Raw genomic sequence first — 16,524 nt, forward strand, 5'->3', positions numbered from 1 at the left:
ATGAATAGAGTATTTTATGGAAAAATAATCTTAAAGGGCAAGATTAAAGCTGTTACTGGACTACATATTGGTGCCCAAAGAGAAGTCTCGGAAATTGGAGGTGTTGATGGTCCCGTTATAAAAGACCCAATAACAGGTCTGCCGTACATTCCTGGTTCGTCACTCAAAGGTCGCCTAAGGTCTCTTCTTGAAATAGCAGTAAATTCAAAACAACCTAAGGAGAAACAAGGTGTTGGTGAGGATAAGTTTTTCAACAGACCAATCCATAACGTTTGGATTCATGTTTGTAACAATTACACACAGGCAAAAACCTGTGAAGTATGTCGCTTATTTGGAGCAAGCGGAGAAACAAACTTCCCATCAAGACTCATCGTTAGGGATGCTCACTTAAGCAAAGAATGGAAGGAAAAGTTTGAAAAAGGTGAGATTTTTACTGAAATAAAAATGGAAACCGCAATAGACAGAATTACCTCAGCTGCAAGTCCTAGGCAACTTGAAAGAGTTCCAGCTGGAGTCGAATTCGACTTTGAGATAATCTACAACATTGAAGATGAGAAGTGGCAAGAAGACTTGAAAAACCTCTTTAGTGCGATGAAGATGCTTGAAGATACCTACCTTGGAGGCTCGGGCTCAAGAGGTTATGGAAAGGTTGAGTTCAAGATTGAAGAGGCAATCTTCAGGAGCAGAGACTTCTACTTTGGTAGGGAAGAGGAAAAGCCAATTGATCTCAACATTGAGGAAATCAAGGACCTCCTCAACGAGGAGAAGTTCAACGCCACCTTCGGACAGATCAGCATTTAACGGTGAAAGAAAATGCAAGCAAAAGCAGTAAAGCTTCATTTCAAAAGCCCCCTCCACGTGGGCAGTGAAAGCGGCCTCAGCGAGGCAGTAATTCCAGTGCACTCAGACACAATCTTTGGGGCAATCGTGAATGCATTAGTTTATCTGGACCTTGACATCTGGCCCTTTATCAGGGCGTTCGAGCGTGGTGAGTTCTCAATTTCTTCAGCCTTCCCCTTCAAAGGCGAGAAGCTCTACTTCCCAAAGCCCCTCAATGCAAATGAGCTTCTAAAAAATCTATCCATCAAGAGCCAAAAGGATTACTCAAACCTAAAGAAGTTCAAAAGGAAGAAGTTCTTCGATAAGGATAGCTTTGAGAAGCTGATAAACGGCGAGCTTCCAAACTTTGACGAGATTGACTTCGAGGAAAGCTACGGCTACAAGATTAGTGATATTCCAAAGGTTGCCCTCGATAGGATAACAGCGGATTCTCAAATCTACTACATTTCCCAAGTTTTCTTTGAAGACAATGCAGGCCTTTACTTCCTATTTCAAGGGAATGAAGAGATTTTTAAGAGGTACATAAAGCCTGCCATAAAGCTACTGGGAGATGAGGGAATAGGTGGCAAGAGGACGTGGGGACTTGGAATATTCAAGCCCAAATTTGAAGACATCAAGCTGAAGACTCCAGAATCAGATAAATTCGTGACGCTTTCATTGATGATTCCCAAGAGCAAGGACAATTTAATCTTGTGGAGCTTTGTTAGGAGGAGCGGCTGGGTATTCACGAGGGACGGAAAGCCAAGAAGAAAGCCTACGATGATGATGGTCGGGGAAGGCTCGATAGTCAAGAATGACCCAGGAAAGCTCATTGATCTAGACGAGTATGGCAACTTTTCAGCTGATGTTGAACACAAAGTTCTAGTTAATGCGAGGTCATTTTTAATCCCCGTGAGGTGGGAGCATGAAACTTGAAGTTCTCTCGCCCTTGCACATAGGTTCTGGAGAAACGCTGACGCCAGCAGACTTTGTGATAATCGACGACGAGGTGATAGTCCTTGACTTGGATAAGCTGATATCCGCTCTACCCACAGAGGACATTGACGAAATTCTGGAGACTCTCAAGAGTGTTCCGTATCCCTGGGAGAAAATCTTGGCAAGGTATCACTTAAATGCGAGAAGCTTTGAGAAGTATTCACTGAAGCTGATTGGCAAAAAGAGAAAAGAGAGCATGCAAATCAAGGCATTCATAAAGAGCAACGGAAAGCCCTTCATACCCGGCTCTTCAATAAAAGGAGCAATGAAAACAGCCGTGATGTACAAGGTCGTTAAAGAAAATCGATGGCTACTCAATCAGGCAGTTAATTGGCTTGACAGCAACATTCACGGATTTAGAGATGCTCAAAAATTCATGAAGAAGGCTGATGATTGGCTTGAGGCAAAGATTTTTGGGAGTGAAAGGAAAAAAGGAAAAGAGCAATATGAGCCGAAGAGAGATCCGTTTAAAGCGGTGATTGTTAGAGACAGTGAATGCTTGAGCCTCAAGCACTTGAAAGTTTACGGAGTGGAAATAGTTGGAGAAAGTGGGGGGATACCAACGTACGTTGAGGGCATTGAAGACATTACAGTAACTTTTGACTTGAACATTCAGGAGGATGTTCTAAGACTCAATGTAGAAAAGTTCAACGGAAAGCTAAAAGAGGTAGTGGAGAAAAGCACTGGGAAGGGATTTACAGGGGAGGCTTTTATGGAGTTCATTCAAAACGCCCTAAGTGAGTTTTACACTGCGGTGATAAAGACCGAAATTAGAGAAATTCACAAGTATGGAAGGTACAAGGGGGAAGTGTTTAAGTTTTACCAAGAGTTGCAGGCAAAGATTGAAAATGGAGCTATTCCGATAAGGATTGGATGGGGGAGTGGCTGGTACTCAACAACAATTGGTGTTCTGCTAAAGACTCATCCAAGATTTGAGAACCCTAGAAAAAAGGATGATCTTAGAAGAAAGCTCGGCTTAGGAAGAAATCCAAAGACTGGAAAGGTTGTAAGTGATTTCCCGAAAACAAGGAGGGTGGCAAATGGAAAGCCAATGGGATGGTGTTTGGTTAAGTTTTAGCTTTTCTTTATTTTGTTATTATTCCCAGCACTAGTGCAACTAATGTGAAGGCTATGACAAACAGCAGTACTTGCTTTAGGTTGAAGTGCAAGTCATAGGGTCTGTCTTCCATGTCCTTGAGGCCTTTTCTAAATGGCTTGCCCACGAAATGAATGGCAAAAACAGCTGCAGTTGCCACGAGCACGAGCTTGAAGTCAATCCCGCCCTTGAGCAAAAGTTCCTCAATCAGTAGGAGAGGAACTACCATCAGGTCAAGGAGTATTCTGCTCATTCTCGCGTGAAAGTGCCAGTAGAACAAGATGAAAAGAACTATCAGCGTGCAGGCAGTTGCAGTTCTCAAATCTGCGGTAAGGTATGCGAGAGGGATTAGGGAGATTAAAACCAGCACTTTCTTTCTCAACATCTTCCAATGCTTAGTTCGGTTTGTATTTAAATCTTATGAGGCTGAAGCCAGTTAATCATAAATCAGCTCCATATCACTAAGTTCTCCTTAAACTTTAGACGTCAAGAAGAGACATGTGAATAAGCAACTCATTCACAGAAGTTTTCATACTGCCAAATTCTCCTTAAACGCAGTCGGAGACCTCATTAAAGACTTCGCTGAACAGTTCTTAAAGTTCCCATACTACTAAGTTCTCCTTAAACCGAGGGAAGAGGTCGTCAAGGCACTGAAGGAGTTTTATGGTGTTGAGTGTTTCCATACAACTATGTTCTCCTTAAACTGTCTTACGACACAAGCAGCGAGCTGGACTATTGTTCAATACTAGGTTTCCATACAACTATGTTCTCCTTAAACCTTTTAGAAGAAAAAGCAAAGAAACCACAACTACGCAGTGTAAGTTTCCATACAACTATGTTCTCCTTAAACTTGTGGGGGGATGAAAGAATGGAGGAGTTTAAAAGAGTTGTATTAACAGTTTCCATACAACTATGTTCTCCTTAAACAACCCATACAAGCTCCCCTGGGAGCTCGGAGCTGCCATTGCAAAAGCCTCCGGAGTTTCCATACAACTATGTTCTCCTTAAACCCAAGAACTCCTGAAAATAAGCAGCTACACCCCAATGTGTGCAGTTGATGGTTTCCATACAACTATGTTCTCCTTAAACATAGTGGTAGCAAAGATAGGATCAGAATCACTCGGAATTTGTTTCCATACAACTATGTTCTCCTTAAACAAGCAAGTGTCTATGGGTTCGAGGGCGCAGTTGCATATCTCAAAAACAGTTTCCATACAACTATGTTCTCCTTAAACCTGATTTGGGAAAGAGAAAATGCCACTCCACACTTCTACGTTTCCATACAACTATGTTCTCCTTAAACTCAACAATCATGCTAGACCACCAATTTAGTGATGAGTCTTTGGGTTTCCATACAACTATGTTCTCCTTAAACATGGTGTGTAGTAGAATTTCCCTTCTCCTTTGTAATTCTTGTGTTTCCATACAACTATGTTCTCCTTAAACCATACGCTCGCGAGCTTCTTCTGCCTAATCAAGTTATTTCAAAAACAATATTTAAAATTTTTGGATGGTGAAGAGTGTTAATTTTTCGGAGTTTTTTGAACTAAAAAAGTCAAAATTTCGTCAAAATTAAACGAACTTCAAAAAAGCGGTGCTTGATGGTTTAAATTGAGACAATTCAGGAGTGTCAGGACAGTGGCAGTGGAAAGCACTGCTGTAATTCGTTTTTGAACCACCTGAACATGAACCAAAAATAAACCCAATCTAACCATTTAGAAATCCAAAACGGGATAGACAAGTCGGGAGATCTAACAAAGGACTGAAACTCTCAAGCTTTGCGGCTATCTAAGGAATTTTAGAACTTTTTGGATTGTTGAGTCTTTAAATTCCTCGACTATTGAAAACAAGCATTTTTAAAGCTTGTTTTCAAAAATAGTACCCTTTTGTCACCAATTCAAAACTCTAATGCACAATTTGGGACATAAGTTCCACCGGAAATAAAAGCACTCGGATAAGTCTTAAAACTTGAAAATAAACCAAGAGATTTAAGGAAACGTAATTTTCGCCTCAGGATTTTTCCATAAGCCTTTCGCTGAATTCTCTCCAGAGGTCATCGAGGTCAAAGACATCAATGTCAATTTTCTGAATTTCAAGTCTATCCTGCCTCAAATATTGGGCTTGGATGTCCTCCTTAACGGCCAGAAGGGTTAAAGCGCCGGAAATTGCTGCCGTTCCACCAGTTATGTCAATAGTTATCTCTTCGGCACCAACTTCCTTCATGAGCCTCTCAAGCTTTGGCAGTAAATCGCTCCTAATCCTGTTCAAATCATTGGCATCATCAATCAGCCACTCCTCAATCTCAACCTCTTTACCAAAGCACTCCTTAAGCTTACCTGCTATTGTCTTTATCCTCTCGGCATAGTCCTCATTCATAACAATCTCCTTTGAAACTATTAAGATCAGCTTTTCAAGCCTTGGCATGTGCTTGCTTACCGCTATGAAGAGTGGGTTTATGTTAAGAAGCACTCTTCTTGAGCCCATAACACAGCAAGCCTTGTTGAGGATTAAATCCTCGCATGTTGCCTTTTTGATGTCTTCAACGCTCCAGTTAGGACGGCTTAAAGCCATTATCAGGACTTTTGCCTGCCTGAATCCTTTATCTTTTTTCTTTCTACTGGGTGACGCCCAGAGGAAGAGAGCAAAGAATGCTATCAGGTAGAAGGTTGTTCCCGCAATTAGGGGGTAGTTTTTCATCTCCATGCCGTCTGGGAGCCATGTTGTCAACGCCATTGCGAGGATTACAAAGAGGATTATCCCATAAATGGATGCACCAACATCACCGGTGAGTATTTTGACGATTGAATATCGGATGTAGTCAAGTTTCACCTCTTCCTTCCTTCTCCTTATGAACAGCAAAACCAAAGACGTCAAGAACAGGACTACTGAAGACATTAAAAATGCAACATCATCAACGGCTATAGGAATTGTGCCAATGGTCAAGAGCAGTATTGTCCAGTGTTGCCTGTTCATGATTTCAACTAAACAAGAGAAACATTAAAAGGATTTTGGGTATCAAAAGAGCTACTTGAAAGTTCATTCGTTTTTAACTTTGAGTTTCGTTATCCGTTCCTATTAGGTAAACTCCACCTCTCTACCTAGTGGCATAAAGATGTGGTGCTCCAGGATTAGTGTTTCTTTTGGGTGTTTTTCAATAGTAAGTGTGAAATTCAGTTCAAATAGTGCTCCCTTACTTGATAAAGCTTTATTAATGATTTCATGTAGTTCACTTTTAGAAAATTTTCTCACTTCATTTCTCCTAAATATTAGTTTACTAAGTATCTAACATGCTCTTCAGTATCTTGTGTTCTCTTATTTCCCCATAATACTCAATTAGCCTCACTTCTCTGGCTTTTACTGGGGTTAACTGAGCTTTTGAAATCACCACTGCAGTATTTGCCCAATCTCTGATAGCTTCACTAATTTCATTTTCTATGGCATAAAATGTCTTTTCAAAGTTTATTACTAGCTTGTCAGAGACTGTCAAGATAAGTTGGGCATCACCTCCAGAAAATTATAAACCGCAAAGAAGCTTTCCAACCAGCTTTGAACTGAAGTAAAAGAAGACTTGTATGGGAATCTGTTCCAAAATCTTCCAGTCCTCCTCTTCAGCACAGAAAAAACAGACTCAACAACACTCCGCTCGCCAAACCCCTCCTGCTTAAACTTCAATCCCAACCGCTGAAAAGCCCACGGATACCAAGGACCCTTATCAACCACGAACTCAGGCTTACTCTCACAGTACTTGAGAATCCCGCGCAGGAACAAGTAAGCGTCCAGACTACTCCTCCCCCGAGAGAGTTGAACAGCTAGGACTTCCCGAGTATCCACATCAACCGCAACCCAGACGAAAACTTGCAGTTCCTCAATCTTCAGTTTCGTTTCGTCAATTGCGATGAGCCTGCGCTTCTTTTTCTGTGGGGGCTGGATTACAGTCTTTAACCTGCGATAGTAAGTCCGCACTGCCTCATGACTCATCTTCTGGAATATTGTCATGAGGCCGCTTGTTTTTCTGAGGGAGATGCCGAGATGGTGCTGGGACTTTTAGCTTAATCTCCCTCTTGTTCCGCTTGAAAATCCTCCGGGCTTTAACTTCCTCAACCAATAACTCCCACACCACACTCATGATCAGAATTAACTACCAACCAATACTTCACTGTTATCTTGACAGTCTCGCTTGTCAACGGTAAATGAAAGAACTGGCCGTTTGTAATATGGATTTCGAAGATAGATATCAATCAAATCTCTAATCAATATCGAGGTTAATTGTCGCTTTAGCTCTTCTATGTTCTTGCTGTTGATTTCTGGTGAAGGAGTGAATGATACTACACTTGGAACTGTTAGCTTGTGGGAGTTTACAAGTCTCATGATACTTAATAACACTTGTTTTCTGTTTAAGCTTTTGTTGTTTAATAGCTCACTAGAGGGTAAAGGCTAGACGCAATACGTGAGGCCATTACTAAAAGTTTCTCTGTTCCGTTTATCTCTAACCTTAAACTTACCTTTGATTGTGTATTGTTAGTTTCTGATCCTTGTATTACTCCCCATGGAATGTCATAAAACCTTATTATGAGTTGAGAGTTTCTCTTTTCTGGTATGATTGGAAGTCCACTATTTGTTGACATGAACACTTCCGAAAGGAACTCTTCTGGCATGTCATCAAAAAGTTGCTGTTTTACATAGAGGATTACATTTTCATTGCTGTAACAGATTAATGGTTTAATTACTGCAAGAGGGTTTTCTGATGTGTTACTTTTAAAGACTATCCTAACACCCTCACGACCTTCTATTCTGTTTATGTGTAGATGTTCTGGATTAAGTCTATTGAGAAATTGGATAATTAAGTTTTTACACTTTGGAACTTTCATTTTAAACCCTGTTAACAGTTTATTTTGAACTATGTCATTTCTGAATTTTGTTAAGATGATTTCATCAAAGGGCTCTAATCTTCTCAGATAAAGTGCATAGTTCCCAAATTTGCAGAGTATTATGGCATCGGTACTATCTTTGAACTTGGGTTCTTCAAATATCCTCTTTCCTATGTCTTTTAGAATAGATTTAAATCTCTCTTTCTTCATATTTTTGTCATTAATCTTGGAAAAATCTTCTTTTTTGATAGAAGCTTTAATTAGATTCCTAATATCTCTGCTTGGTGTTATTACTAGACCAATAATTTCACCATTTTTGTCTTTTATTATGCTGTTGGATAATCCTTTAGCAGTTGTTAATGAATTTTTGATCTTTTCGAATTCACGGGTTTCTAGTTTGTCTGTTTTTGTTAGTAGATAGTTGAGGATTATTGTTAAGTTGATGATTCTGCTCACCTGCCGTATTATTTGTGGGGGATCTTTGAGAAGTTTATTGGCAAATTCTGGGAATTCTATGCTGGGCTTAATTTGATTGAAGAGATAAAATTCAAAGTACTCTCCCTCTTTCTTGATCAATCTTTCTCGAACTGAATCATCTAGTATGCTATCAACTTCTCTTTTTTTGAAGTTGAATATTTTGAGTAGGTAGGGATAAAGCTCGTGTTTTAACCATAGTGAAAGAATCTTAAATTTATTGACATTGATTGATGTTGCATAATCCTTATTCCTCATGGCACCTCTCCTCTGGGAGACTATTAAGGATACGTTTGGGTTAAAATAATTTGCTGGATGGTAGTTTAAAGAGAGATTTGTATTGGGCCTAGAAATAGTTTTGTACTAAAAATACCTGATTTGTAGTAGGGAATATCGCTATTAATGTGCTTTATTTTGTGTTATTTAATATTTAGGTAAAAAGTTAAGGTAAAACTTTTAAGGGATTAATCTTAAGGTATTTTGGTGATGGCTATGGGAAGAAGATTAGTAGATAGGGAACCAAAAAAGTACACTTTGACTATTACTAAGGATTCTTATGAGAGGCTTTTATTTACAAAGGAACTTCTTAAGAAGAAATTTAATGAATCTTATGCATACGCAGATATTATCAATGCGGCTCTTGTTCTTATGAATAAGGAGTTATTTGAACGTAATAATATGGAGGTACTTGGATATTTGTCACTTTTCAAAGAAGAAAGGTTGATAAAAACTAGACTGGAGAAATTAAGGCAGTTACAAATGTTATCTGAGGAAGGGGGAGCTAAAAAAGAAAGTGATGAATTTGAAGAATTGCTCAAGAGAGTAATTAATGTGCCAGGTGTTACAGCTATTGTTAAGAGTGGGCAGTCTAAATCTGAAAAAGATGAAGGATCATCCGATGACTAGGATTTTTGTGGATAAAAAGTAATGTTTAAATGCTTTATTTGGGAATTGGGAAATAGTAAGAGAGGTTTGAATTTGAATGATGTAAGTTGGTGGTGATGACTGAAAATTACCGATGAGTGAAAAAGCCTTGAGAGGGCTTTATTTCCGAAATGGAGCTCTCTCCTGGGTGTCCGATGATGAGTGTCGAAGAGGTTCACTTTTTTGCATACATTTTGCAGTAGCTACCACATTAAAGTATGCTTTTATTTTAGATTTTGGCTACTTAAAGCCCAAATGTATGGAGTTAATTCTGCATCATCGGTTATTATGTATGAGAAACGATAGGTTTATTAATAGCTTTTGCATACTTTTAACCAGGAGGTGTATGCCATAGGTGGTTCCCATGAGGAGAAAAGTATTCTCCCGTCGGGACGAATATGAGAACAAGTTCACAGACAGGGACTTTGTAATAATCAGACTCAGCGACTTCGATGAATACAAAGAAGAGCTCGTCAAACAGAGGAACAACGGCCAGCTGACAGTTGGGAAGTTTCAGAACAAATCCTCCGCAGTTAACATTTTCGTGGAGTATCTACTTAAAACAAAAGGCATAGAGCCGGGGATTGACGAAATAAAAATTACTGCCCGTGATGTGTACAACGCCTTTAATACATACATCAGGGAACGCCGGCCAGCATATCACACTCTCAGTGTGCACCTTTACTACACACGCAAAGCTCTTGAACACATCCTACTCAAGAAATACAACCTCCTCCTGTCAAAAACTATTGGGCTGGAGGTCTTTGATGTAGACTTCTATGTTAGACAGCTATCCCGGTCGGTTCTCCGGCCGAAGGCCACCCAGCTGAAGACCTTTAAGGAGAAAGAAGAAAGCAAAGTAGTCAGTGACGAGCGGGTGAAGGATGCCTTAAAGTGGCTCGCAATACTCAGAAAAGAAAGAGGCACAATAGCAGTTGAGAAGCTCCGGCTGGCAACTTTGATAGCACTGCTTACCGGAGCGAGGAGCACGGAGATAAACGATTTGCAGTTCGAGTTGCAAGCTGGTGGAGAGCGACTGAAGCAGATCGACCTGCAGAGAGGTATCATCTACTTCCACAGAAAGAAGCTGAAGGCTGACGACGGCAGGAACTTTACTCCTGTGTTCATACACCCAACCCTCATTGAAGAGCTTAAGGCTTTTAAAAAGAAGTACGTGTTTGATCCAACTCAGCCGATTTTCGGCTACTACTCATTGGATAAGCAGTTCCAGCACTTCTACACACCTGCAAAGGCGTTCAAAAACCGGGCACAACTAGATAATCTTTATAGGAGGCACGAATGGCTTAGAAAATACGACCCTCAAAGGCCGATTATCACAGTAAAGATGTTCAGGAAATACTTTGACAGTTACATCCAAATCCGGGCTTTCGAACTTGCGGACGAAGGGACCGTTAAGACTCTGTTTGGTGAGGGACTAAGCGCCATTGACAAGATGCGAAGGTACAAGAACTATTTGCTTGGGCGAGCGGAAGGTGTTGACTTCCTACACTACATCTCAATAACTGAAGACAAAAGATACTCCTCAAAGCTCAAAAAACTGAACAAAATGCTCATAGACGGCCTCATTGACCGACTGATGCCGGAGCTGTTGTATGTACTCAGTGAGGAAACAAGAGCGAAGCTTCTTGGTGAGAAGACTACCAATAGGATCAGAGCAGCGAAAGAGTCCTCCATGATCCTCTGATTTTCTCTTTAAAATTTTGAAGCTTGTGCTAGTCTTCGATTGCGGGCATTAGGTCTTGTCTGGACTTTCAACTACGATAGTTATAGTTTTTGTCCCAACATTGGTAGTTTCTCTGCGGCATACCTATAAATTGGATCTGAGAATCGATAAACTCCGATCTCATCCTTAATTACAACGAATAACTCTTTAGTCAGGGCATCCAAGAGCCTGCTGAGAGTGTCTTTTGAAATTCCTGTCTTTTCTAAATCTCCCCATGTAGCACCATAAGCTAATCTCTTAACGACCTCTCGGGCTTTGGGACTTCTCCCTTCTAAGAAGTGCTCCAGCTCTCTTAACGCCTCATTCACAGCCTTCTCAAATACCCTTTGTAAAGCCTCTGCGTGACTTGCTCCAAGACAACGCCTGAGTCCGTAGAGGTTCAACCAGCCGGGCAACGTTCCGAGCCTCCAAATTGCCTCTTGAATTTCCCTCTGAGTGACATCAATACCACACTGCTCAAAGCCTTTCCTTAGGAATTCTGCCGCTACCCACTCGGGCCAGGGCGGGAGAAGTATCTCAATTGGTGGCCTCCCATAGAGGCTGTCCTTGTGAGTGGCTTCGAACAGCTTTTTAACAACACCAGCATAGGAACCTGTAAAGATTACCAGTAGGGAATCGTTTTCATTAAATGCCGTGGCTAGGGCTTTTAAGAAGTTGTCCACACCCTGTTTCACGTTTTGAACCTCATCAAGAATTAGTATTGTGTCCTTTAGGGCAAAAAGAGCATCTTCCAAAGCGTTTTTAGCAGCTACATTTTCTCTAAGTTTTACACTAGCTCCAACGTCTCCGGCAGAAAAAGAAACCTCCGCAATGTATTTTGACAAGGTCTCAAGAATGGATTTTGGCAATCTGCCGAGTATCTTCTCCGTGGCTTGCCGAGAAGTCTCAGTATTCCTTAAGTCAACAAAAATTACCTTATACTTCATTTCCTTTGCAAAGGCGTTAGCACCAGCCCATGCTAGACTGGTCTTTCCAGCCATCCTCGGTCCAAGAATTGCCACCCAGCTTTTGGCATGAAGAGCAGTTATTAACTTGCTTAACTCCTCAGAACGTCCAAATAAGCTTTCTTTATCTTTTCTCGGCCTCTGATCAAAAAATGAAACACCTCTCTTGGGCTTTCTCCTCCTCATTGTGGGTACCCCCCGAACTAGTTCGGGGGGTATCCTTTATAACATTTGTGCAGTCCAGTGCTGACCTCCTCCCCGCCCTGAAGGGCAAGACTTTCAAAAGAAAAAAGTTCCCATATATCTTCCTGAATTTTGTCCTCCTAAAGAATATCATGCAACCACCTCGGTTTAATTTCAATTTTTTCTCCGATTAACTTGGTTGTCTTCATCAAAGAAGAATAGTAGGCCGAGTATTATGAAGAAGATTCCTGTTCCAATGGCGTCTTTGTCCCAGTCTAGGGCCCCCATGGCTATTAACAATAGTCCAATGAATACAAAGGGCTCGTTTATTATTTCCCTTATAATTTTGCAGGCATCACTCATTTTAGTCCCCTTACTCCGTTTTCTAGTATTGATTTAAATTTTGTCGTATTATATCTACTCAAGGCCAAATTTATAACCACTATAGAACACGTTTTCCATTTCTCCTTGAGTTTTTCGTATTCGCTTTCTTCTGCTCTTACCAATGCTTCCTGCCAATCTTCTGCTAATTTTACATATCTCCTTGGCCTGTTTGCAGGGACCTTTTCTTCTCTTATCGTTATTAGTCCCGCTTCTTCAAGACTCCACTTGCAAAGAACAAGCCCTGGGTTCTCTTGCATTGCCTCAGCAAGTGCAATGTTGCACTGTTTAATACCGCAATGAGTTTGAAAAATGTAATTTCAGTCCCATAATTAACTTTAAGGTCAGTACCTTAGGTATGGGTGGGGAAAATACAAATAGTTTTTGATTTTGTAGTTAGCAGGGCTCTGCTTTTCCCTCTTTCTTCCAAAAAGCACTTAAAGCCCAGAGCAAATATTCTTAGCTTGAGGAGTATGAAGCAGGTAAATTTCTATCAAATAACATCTTCTAATGTAGTTACAGCCGACATACCTCCAAGGATAAATCGTAATAGTCTGCTTGACTTCAGGCGGTGGATACCTCCAATTATTGTCAATGATTTAATCAATGTTTACCTCAGGAATCCCTACTATAAGCGGCCGATTTTAGTCTTTGGCCTAGATGGAGTTTATGTCCACTTTGACAAGACTTTTTATGTTGTGAAGAGGGAAATTGAGAGACTTCTGGACAAGTGGGCTAATTTGGCTCAGGCTCTTTCCATAACTGAGGTTGCCCCACTGACCTCCTCCCCGCCCTGAGGGGCGAGGGTTCCTCTCGGGAGTCATAACCCCAGCCCTTCAAGGCAGTTCACAGGTTTACGGGCCTCACACCTCCTACTCCTGTCGCCAGTTTCGGAGTCGGCCCGAGGGCCCAGCCTTAGGCCCGTTACCCCTCACCAGCCCGAGCTGGCTTGGGGTTATCGCTTGAGGGTCCTTTGGAGAGTTTCGACCGCCAAACGGCGGAATTGTGAGAGACCCCCTTCGGGGGTCAACCCTGGCAAAAGCCAGGGTATACGTGAAAGCCCTCTTTGGAGGGCTGTCTTATGAGGCTCCTCTGGGGCTTTATTAGTGTGGGGGATATAAAAGGCTTTTGGCTTTTAAAAGCTGTTGGGAGAATTACTGCATCCCCGCCCTAAAGGGCGAGGCTTTCGGGTGGTAATGTCTTTTCAAGTTCTTCTTTGGTTGAGATTAAGCGTATTTTCTCAGCTTTACATGGCTCTTTATAGTCGGGGTCAAGTGCGATTAAATAATCACACCTATAAAAAATAGCTGTAGCTAAAATCAAAGCATCATTTGGAAGCAGTCCATATTTGTCTATGAGTCTCTTTGCAATAGAAAATACAAACTCATTTGTTTCAAGAAATCTAAACATACTTAACAACTCGTAAACTGGAGTTTTATCTACAGACCGAACTATCACTGGGTTCTTCTTGAGTGTTAAGTAGCTTTTCCCGGTTGTTAGCTTTAAATAAATGAAAATGACTTCTGAAGCTACAACATCATTTATGTAAACATCAACATCAGAATCGATTAAAAGCTCCAAGATTTTCCTTGCAGTCGGATTACCCTTGAGGTGCTCTATAATGAGCGTAGAATCAATCATAAAGCTCGTCATAAATTTCCACCCTAAGTTCTTTCGCTGTTTTTTCTGTTTTCAGAATTCCAAAAGTCTTCTTGAGAACTTCCCTCCTCTTCTTGAGGAGCTTGATGTATCTCTTGACATCCTCCTCCAGCTCTCGAGGGATCTCAACCTTAATAACTTCCATACTCTCACCATATAAAAATAAAACCCCAAGGCATATAACACTTACGTTAGCTTCTTACATTTTTCTTTTGAAAGCCTCACCCTTTAGGATGGGGAGGAGGTCAGTATAATCAACCTGCTAGAGGTATGAAAACTCATGCAATGATTCGGAAAATAGATTTTTGTTCGAGGCGTGACTTTTCTTAGCAGAGCAAAGGACATCGATGACATCTCCGCTAGCGAGGCTTTTGAGGAAAACAGAAAAACTGGAGATTCTTCACAATTAGTTTGCACTCAATATCAATTAGATGGTATAAAACGATAGGTTTTTATCCTATTGCAATGAACTACACTAAGGTGAGAGTCGTGGAGGAAAAACTTGTGGAAAGCATCGTAAGGAGGACAATTGATACAGCCGAGGCGAGGCTTAGAAAGTACGTTTTTACCCCAACTGGGGAAAAACGACCTGAAAGGAAACCTCTCGCAAAGCTTAAAGAGGAAGTTGAATCATTCCTCAGAGCACGGGAGAACAAACTCCTCGTCCTTTATGGTCTCCGTGGTGTCGGAAAAACCACCATGCTCGCTCAGATATACTTCAAACTTCTTCCTCAAATCCCAAGAGAAAGACTTGTTTACGTTTCCCTCGACAAGCTTCGTCCACTGGGAATAAGCCTAAATGACTTTGTTCAAGCATACGAACGTCTCCTCGGTGAAAGAATTGAAGAGTTCAGCCAGCCTACCTTCCTATTCATTGACGAAGCCCACTATGATGAGAACTTTGGCATCACTGTAAAAGACCTTCACGACTCCGCAAGCAATCTCATGATTGTAGTCACTGGATCCTCTTCACTCCCTCTTAAGCTCGATCCTGACTTGATGAGAAGAGCCAAGAAGCTTAGAGTACCGCCTCTTACCTTCACCGAGTACCTGCTCCTCAAGCGTGGCCTTCAAATCCCCGAGGAACTTAGTGCAGCTCTAAAGCATGCATTCCTCAATTGTGATTTCTCCGGAGTCGAAGAGAAGCTTGAGGGGATATTACTGAAGTTTACTGAAAAGGATGTTGAGGATTACCTCATCCAAGGCTCGCTACCCATTTATCTCACTTCTACGAGTCCACTTGAAGATGCTTATGAAATACTGAGAAAGATTGTCGAAGTTGATTTAGTGCGCGAGGGACTTTCTGAGACTACACGGGAAAAGGCTCTTGGCTTATTACTCCTTCTTGCTTCCGGTGAGAGCTTAGCATATGATGACTTGAGCTCAACCCTGGGACTTGCTAAGGGAACGGTAGAAAAGCTGATTGAGAAGCTCGAGGATCTTGAGGTTATCTTCCCAGTAAGGGCTTATGGTTCTTTAGGCAAAGTTGCTCGGAAGACTCCAAAGTACAAGTTTTTAGCACCAATGCTTAGGAGTGCAGTGCTCTACGAGTTTGGACTGTTTGAAAGGGATTCAAAAACGCTTGGCATGCTTCTTGAGGATGCTGTAGCACTTTATCTCCACTTGCTCGCTAAGGAGAAGAAGTTGGGGCTTCACTATGATGCCCAAAAGGGAGGTGCAGACTTTATCCTGAAAGGGCACTCCATAGGGATTGTAATTGAGGTTGGTTGGGGAAAGAAGGGTCTCCGCCAGGTTATCAAGACTATGAAGAAGACGGGGTTAACCTGCGGTGTGGTGGTCTACAATGGTCCTTTGAAAAAGAAAGGCGATGTATGGTTTGTACCAAGGGAGCTCTTTTTACTGATGCTGTGAAAATTATCTCACAGAGCTTTAAACATTTGAAAGTGATGGCCTGTCACTAGTGATGGGGTGTTCACTTTGTTCAGCACAATACCCATAAGAAACGAGAGAGATTTGCCTGGAAATAAAGAAAGCAATTCCTGAATTCCAATACAGGGAAAGCTACTATCTTTGAATGGAACTAGAAGTGATAAAATGCTGTCCTCCCAAGATTATTTCAAGGGAGTGCACACCCGTAGACAATGATGTCTAAATATGGCAGGACACCCCATGTAACATGGGGTGACCTCGCAATGTTGTTCAGTCGCATAAAGAAGTCAAAAGGTGATATGTTCGATAGGGGGTACGAGTTCAACAAAATCATCTCAGCCATAGACGATGGGGTGCCGCTCATGGTAGTTACATTTTTCTCTTGAAAGCCTCGCCCTTCAGGGCGGGGAGGAGGTCAGTGTTGCTCAGAAGTTACAACAAAAATAGGTGCAGGAGGAAACGGTACTCACCACAAGCTTTATCGTACTAACTTCAAAGTTTATCATGGTGGTTGTGATGAAGCTTTTGGGTTATAAGTGGATGGAT

The 16,524-nt window shown here is 41.4% G+C and carries 20 protein-coding genes and 1 CRISPR repeat array; of the genes, 8 read left to right on the forward strand and 12 right to left on the reverse strand.

From position 1 onward, the window contains the following. Genes csm3 through csm5 form a run of 3 tightly spaced genes read left to right on the forward strand, consistent with a single transcriptional unit; the run spans position 1 to position 2,893 of the window. Complete coding sequence (gene csm3, locus E3E24_RS09735) at positions 1 to 801, forward strand: type III-A CRISPR-associated RAMP protein Csm3 (protein ID WP_167915959.1); 801 nt, start codon at positions 1 to 3, stop codon at positions 799 to 801. 12 nt (positions 802 to 813) lie between these two features. Then, the gene (csm4, locus tag E3E24_RS09740) at positions 814 to 1,755 is read left to right on the forward strand and encodes a type III-A CRISPR-associated RAMP protein Csm4 (protein WP_167915950.1); all 942 of its coding nucleotides are present in this window, start codon (positions 814 to 816) and stop codon (positions 1,753 to 1,755) included. Continuing rightward, complete coding sequence (gene csm5, locus E3E24_RS09745) at positions 1,745 to 2,893, forward strand: type III-A CRISPR-associated RAMP protein Csm5 (RefSeq protein ID WP_167915951.1); 1,149 nt, start codon at positions 1,745 to 1,747, stop codon at positions 2,891 to 2,893. The genes csm4 and csm5 overlap by 11 nt, the downstream gene beginning before the upstream one ends. Before the next feature lie 7 nt (positions 2,894 to 2,900). Here csm5 and E3E24_RS09750 read toward each other — a convergent pair whose 3' ends face one another. The 6 genes from E3E24_RS09750 to E3E24_RS09775 form a co-directional block, all read right to left on the reverse strand. After that, positions 2,901 to 3,296 carry a hypothetical protein gene (locus E3E24_RS09750; protein ID WP_167915952.1) on the reverse strand — a complete coding sequence of 132 codons (396 nt, stop codon included), beginning with the start codon at positions 3,294 to 3,296 and terminating at the stop codon, positions 2,901 to 2,903. Positions 3,297 to 3,360: 64 nt separating this feature from the next. Beyond that, positions 3,361 to 4,357: a CRISPR direct-repeat array (repeat unit 29 nt; unit sequence GTTTCCATACAACTATGTTCTCCTTAAAC). Between the two features lie 564 nt (positions 4,358 to 4,921). Then, on the reverse strand, positions 4,922 to 5,884 hold the full coding sequence (locus E3E24_RS09755) for a hypothetical protein (protein ID WP_167915953.1): 963 nt from the start codon (positions 5,882 to 5,884) through the stop codon (positions 4,922 to 4,924). Between the two features lie 301 nt (positions 5,885 to 6,185). Continuing rightward, positions 6,186 to 6,398 carry a hypothetical protein gene (locus E3E24_RS09760; protein WP_167915954.1) on the reverse strand — a complete coding sequence of 71 codons (213 nt, stop codon included), beginning with the start codon at positions 6,396 to 6,398 and terminating at the stop codon, positions 6,186 to 6,188. Beyond that, positions 6,395 to 6,907 (reverse strand): DDE-type integrase/transposase/recombinase, encoded by a 513-nt coding sequence (locus E3E24_RS09765; RefSeq protein WP_206205336.1) that lies wholly within the window; start codon positions 6,905 to 6,907, stop codon positions 6,395 to 6,397. The genes E3E24_RS09760 and E3E24_RS09765 overlap by 4 nt, the downstream gene beginning before the upstream one ends. A gap of 138 nt (positions 6,908 to 7,045) precedes the next feature. Beyond that, the gene (locus E3E24_RS09770) at positions 7,046 to 7,279 is read right to left on the reverse strand and encodes a hypothetical protein (RefSeq protein ID WP_167915955.1); all 234 of its coding nucleotides are present in this window, start codon (positions 7,277 to 7,279) and stop codon (positions 7,046 to 7,048) included. 41 nt (positions 7,280 to 7,320) lie between these two features. Further along, complete coding sequence (locus E3E24_RS09775; protein ID WP_167915956.1) at positions 7,321 to 8,511, reverse strand: hypothetical protein; 1,191 nt, start codon at positions 8,509 to 8,511, stop codon at positions 7,321 to 7,323. A gap of 225 nt (positions 8,512 to 8,736) precedes the next feature. Between E3E24_RS09775 and E3E24_RS09780 the strand changes: the two genes are divergently transcribed. Both E3E24_RS09780 and E3E24_RS09785 read left to right on the forward strand, forming a co-directional pair. Continuing rightward, positions 8,737 to 9,159 (forward strand): hypothetical protein, encoded by a 423-nt coding sequence (locus tag E3E24_RS09780; RefSeq protein WP_167915957.1) that lies wholly within the window; start codon positions 8,737 to 8,739, stop codon positions 9,157 to 9,159. Between the two features lie 382 nt (positions 9,160 to 9,541). Continuing rightward, positions 9,542 to 10,882 (forward strand): hypothetical protein, encoded by a 1,341-nt coding sequence (locus E3E24_RS09785; protein WP_167887054.1) that lies wholly within the window; start codon positions 9,542 to 9,544, stop codon positions 10,880 to 10,882. Positions 10,883 to 10,962: 80 nt separating this feature from the next. Here the strand turns inward: E3E24_RS09785 and E3E24_RS09790 are convergent, their stop codons facing one another. The 4 genes from E3E24_RS09790 to E3E24_RS09805 are packed head-to-tail and all read right to left on the reverse strand — an operon-like array spanning position 10,963 to position 12,689. Continuing rightward, on the reverse strand, positions 10,963 to 12,051 hold the full coding sequence (locus E3E24_RS09790) for an ATP-binding protein (protein WP_167887053.1): 1,089 nt from the start codon (positions 12,049 to 12,051) through the stop codon (positions 10,963 to 10,965). Further along, positions 12,011 to 12,202 carry a hypothetical protein gene (locus E3E24_RS09795; RefSeq protein ID WP_167887052.1) on the reverse strand — a complete coding sequence of 64 codons (192 nt, stop codon included), beginning with the start codon at positions 12,200 to 12,202 and terminating at the stop codon, positions 12,011 to 12,013. Before E3E24_RS09795 ends, E3E24_RS09790 begins: the two co-directional genes overlap by 41 nt. A 20-nt stretch (positions 12,203 to 12,222) precedes the next feature. Continuing rightward, positions 12,223 to 12,411, reverse strand: coding sequence for a hypothetical protein (locus tag E3E24_RS09800; RefSeq protein ID WP_167887051.1), 189 nt, complete (start codon positions 12,409 to 12,411; stop codon positions 12,223 to 12,225). Further along, positions 12,408 to 12,689 carry a hypothetical protein gene (locus tag E3E24_RS09805; RefSeq protein ID WP_167887050.1) on the reverse strand — a complete coding sequence of 94 codons (282 nt, stop codon included), beginning with the start codon at positions 12,687 to 12,689 and terminating at the stop codon, positions 12,408 to 12,410. Before E3E24_RS09805 ends, E3E24_RS09800 begins: the two co-directional genes overlap by 4 nt. Before the next feature lie 213 nt (positions 12,690 to 12,902). On the opposite strand from E3E24_RS09805, the gene E3E24_RS09810 reads away from it, so the two are divergent. Then, positions 12,903 to 13,226 carry a hypothetical protein gene (locus E3E24_RS09810; protein WP_206205337.1) on the forward strand — a complete coding sequence of 108 codons (324 nt, stop codon included), beginning with the start codon at positions 12,903 to 12,905 and terminating at the stop codon, positions 13,224 to 13,226. A 373-nt stretch (positions 13,227 to 13,599) separates the two neighbouring features. On the opposite strand, the gene E3E24_RS09815 is transcribed toward E3E24_RS09810, so the two are convergent. Continuing rightward, entirely contained in the window at positions 13,600 to 14,082 is a 483-nt protein-coding gene (locus tag E3E24_RS09815) for a type II toxin-antitoxin system VapC family toxin (RefSeq protein WP_167887048.1), read from the reverse strand. Beyond that, positions 14,063 to 14,233: a hypothetical protein gene (locus E3E24_RS09820; protein WP_167887047.1), complete on the reverse strand. Its 171-nt coding sequence runs from the start codon at positions 14,231 to 14,233 to the stop codon at positions 14,063 to 14,065. Before E3E24_RS09820 ends, E3E24_RS09815 begins: the two co-directional genes overlap by 20 nt. 335 nt (positions 14,234 to 14,568) lie before the next feature. On the opposite strand from E3E24_RS09820, the gene E3E24_RS09825 reads away from it, so the two are divergent. Beyond that, positions 14,569 to 15,960, forward strand: a complete 1,392-nt coding sequence (locus E3E24_RS09825; RefSeq protein WP_346766034.1) for an ATP-binding protein — start codon at positions 14,569 to 14,571, stop codon at positions 15,958 to 15,960. A gap of 281 nt (positions 15,961 to 16,241) precedes the next feature. Continuing rightward, positions 16,242 to 16,364 carry a hypothetical protein gene (locus E3E24_RS12990; protein ID WP_255454076.1) on the forward strand — a complete coding sequence of 41 codons (123 nt, stop codon included), beginning with the start codon at positions 16,242 to 16,244 and terminating at the stop codon, positions 16,362 to 16,364. Positions 16,365 to 16,524 lie beyond the last annotated feature (160 nt).

Source organism: Thermococcus sp. LS2, assembly GCF_012027375.1.
In the GTDB taxonomy this organism is placed as follows: Archaea; Methanobacteriota_B; Thermococci; order Thermococcales; family Thermococcaceae; genus Thermococcus_B.

What these genes read in the sequence shown, in the direction of transcription:
- csm3 (WP_167915959.1), top strand. Translation starts at nt 1, where the DNA reads ATGAATAGAGTATTTTATGGAAAAATAATCTTAAAGGGCAAGATTAAA.
- csm4 (WP_167915950.1), top strand. Translation starts at nt 814, where the DNA reads ATGCAAGCAAAAGCAGTAAAGCTTCATTTCAAAAGCCCCCTCCACGTG.
- csm5 (WP_167915951.1), top strand. Translation starts at nt 1,745, where the DNA reads ATGAAACTTGAAGTTCTCTCGCCCTTGCACATAGGTTCTGGAGAAACG.
- E3E24_RS09750 (WP_167915952.1), bottom strand. Translation starts at nt 3,296, where the DNA reads ATGTTGAGAAAGAAAGTGCTGGTTTTAATCTCCCTAATCCCTCTCGCA.
- E3E24_RS09755 (WP_167915953.1), bottom strand. Translation starts at nt 5,884, where the DNA reads ATGAACAGGCAACACTGGACAATACTGCTCTTGACCATTGGCACAATT.
- E3E24_RS09765 (WP_206205336.1), bottom strand. Translation starts at nt 6,907, where the DNA reads ATGACAATATTCCAGAAGATGAGTCATGAGGCAGTGCGGACTTACTAT.
- E3E24_RS09770 (WP_167915955.1), bottom strand. Translation starts at nt 7,279, where the DNA reads ATGAGACTTGTAAACTCCCACAAGCTAACAGTTCCAAGTGTAGTATCA.
- E3E24_RS09775 (WP_167915956.1), bottom strand. Translation starts at nt 8,511, where the DNA reads ATGAGGAATAAGGATTATGCAACATCAATCAATGTCAATAAATTTAAG.
- E3E24_RS09785 (WP_167887054.1), top strand. Translation starts at nt 9,542, where the DNA reads ATGAGGAGAAAAGTATTCTCCCGTCGGGACGAATATGAGAACAAGTTC.
- E3E24_RS09790 (WP_167887053.1), bottom strand. Translation starts at nt 12,051, where the DNA reads ATGAGGAGGAGAAAGCCCAAGAGAGGTGTTTCATTTTTTGATCAGAGG.
- E3E24_RS09795 (WP_167887052.1), bottom strand. Translation starts at nt 12,202, where the DNA reads ATGATATTCTTTAGGAGGACAAAATTCAGGAAGATATATGGGAACTTT.
- E3E24_RS09800 (WP_167887051.1), bottom strand. Translation starts at nt 12,411, where the DNA reads ATGAGTGATGCCTGCAAAATTATAAGGGAAATAATAAACGAGCCCTTT.
- E3E24_RS09805 (WP_167887050.1), bottom strand. Translation starts at nt 12,689, where the DNA reads ATGCAAGAGAACCCAGGGCTTGTTCTTTGCAAGTGGAGTCTTGAAGAA.
- E3E24_RS09810 (WP_206205337.1), top strand. Translation starts at nt 12,903, where the DNA reads ATGAAGCAGGTAAATTTCTATCAAATAACATCTTCTAATGTAGTTACA.
- E3E24_RS09815 (WP_167887048.1), bottom strand. Translation starts at nt 14,082, where the DNA reads ATGACGAGCTTTATGATTGATTCTACGCTCATTATAGAGCACCTCAAG.
- E3E24_RS09820 (WP_167887047.1), bottom strand. Translation starts at nt 14,233, where the DNA reads ATGGAAGTTATTAAGGTTGAGATCCCTCGAGAGCTGGAGGAGGATGTC.
- E3E24_RS12990 (WP_255454076.1), top strand. Translation starts at nt 16,242, where the DNA reads ATGTTGTTCAGTCGCATAAAGAAGTCAAAAGGTGATATGTTCGATAGG.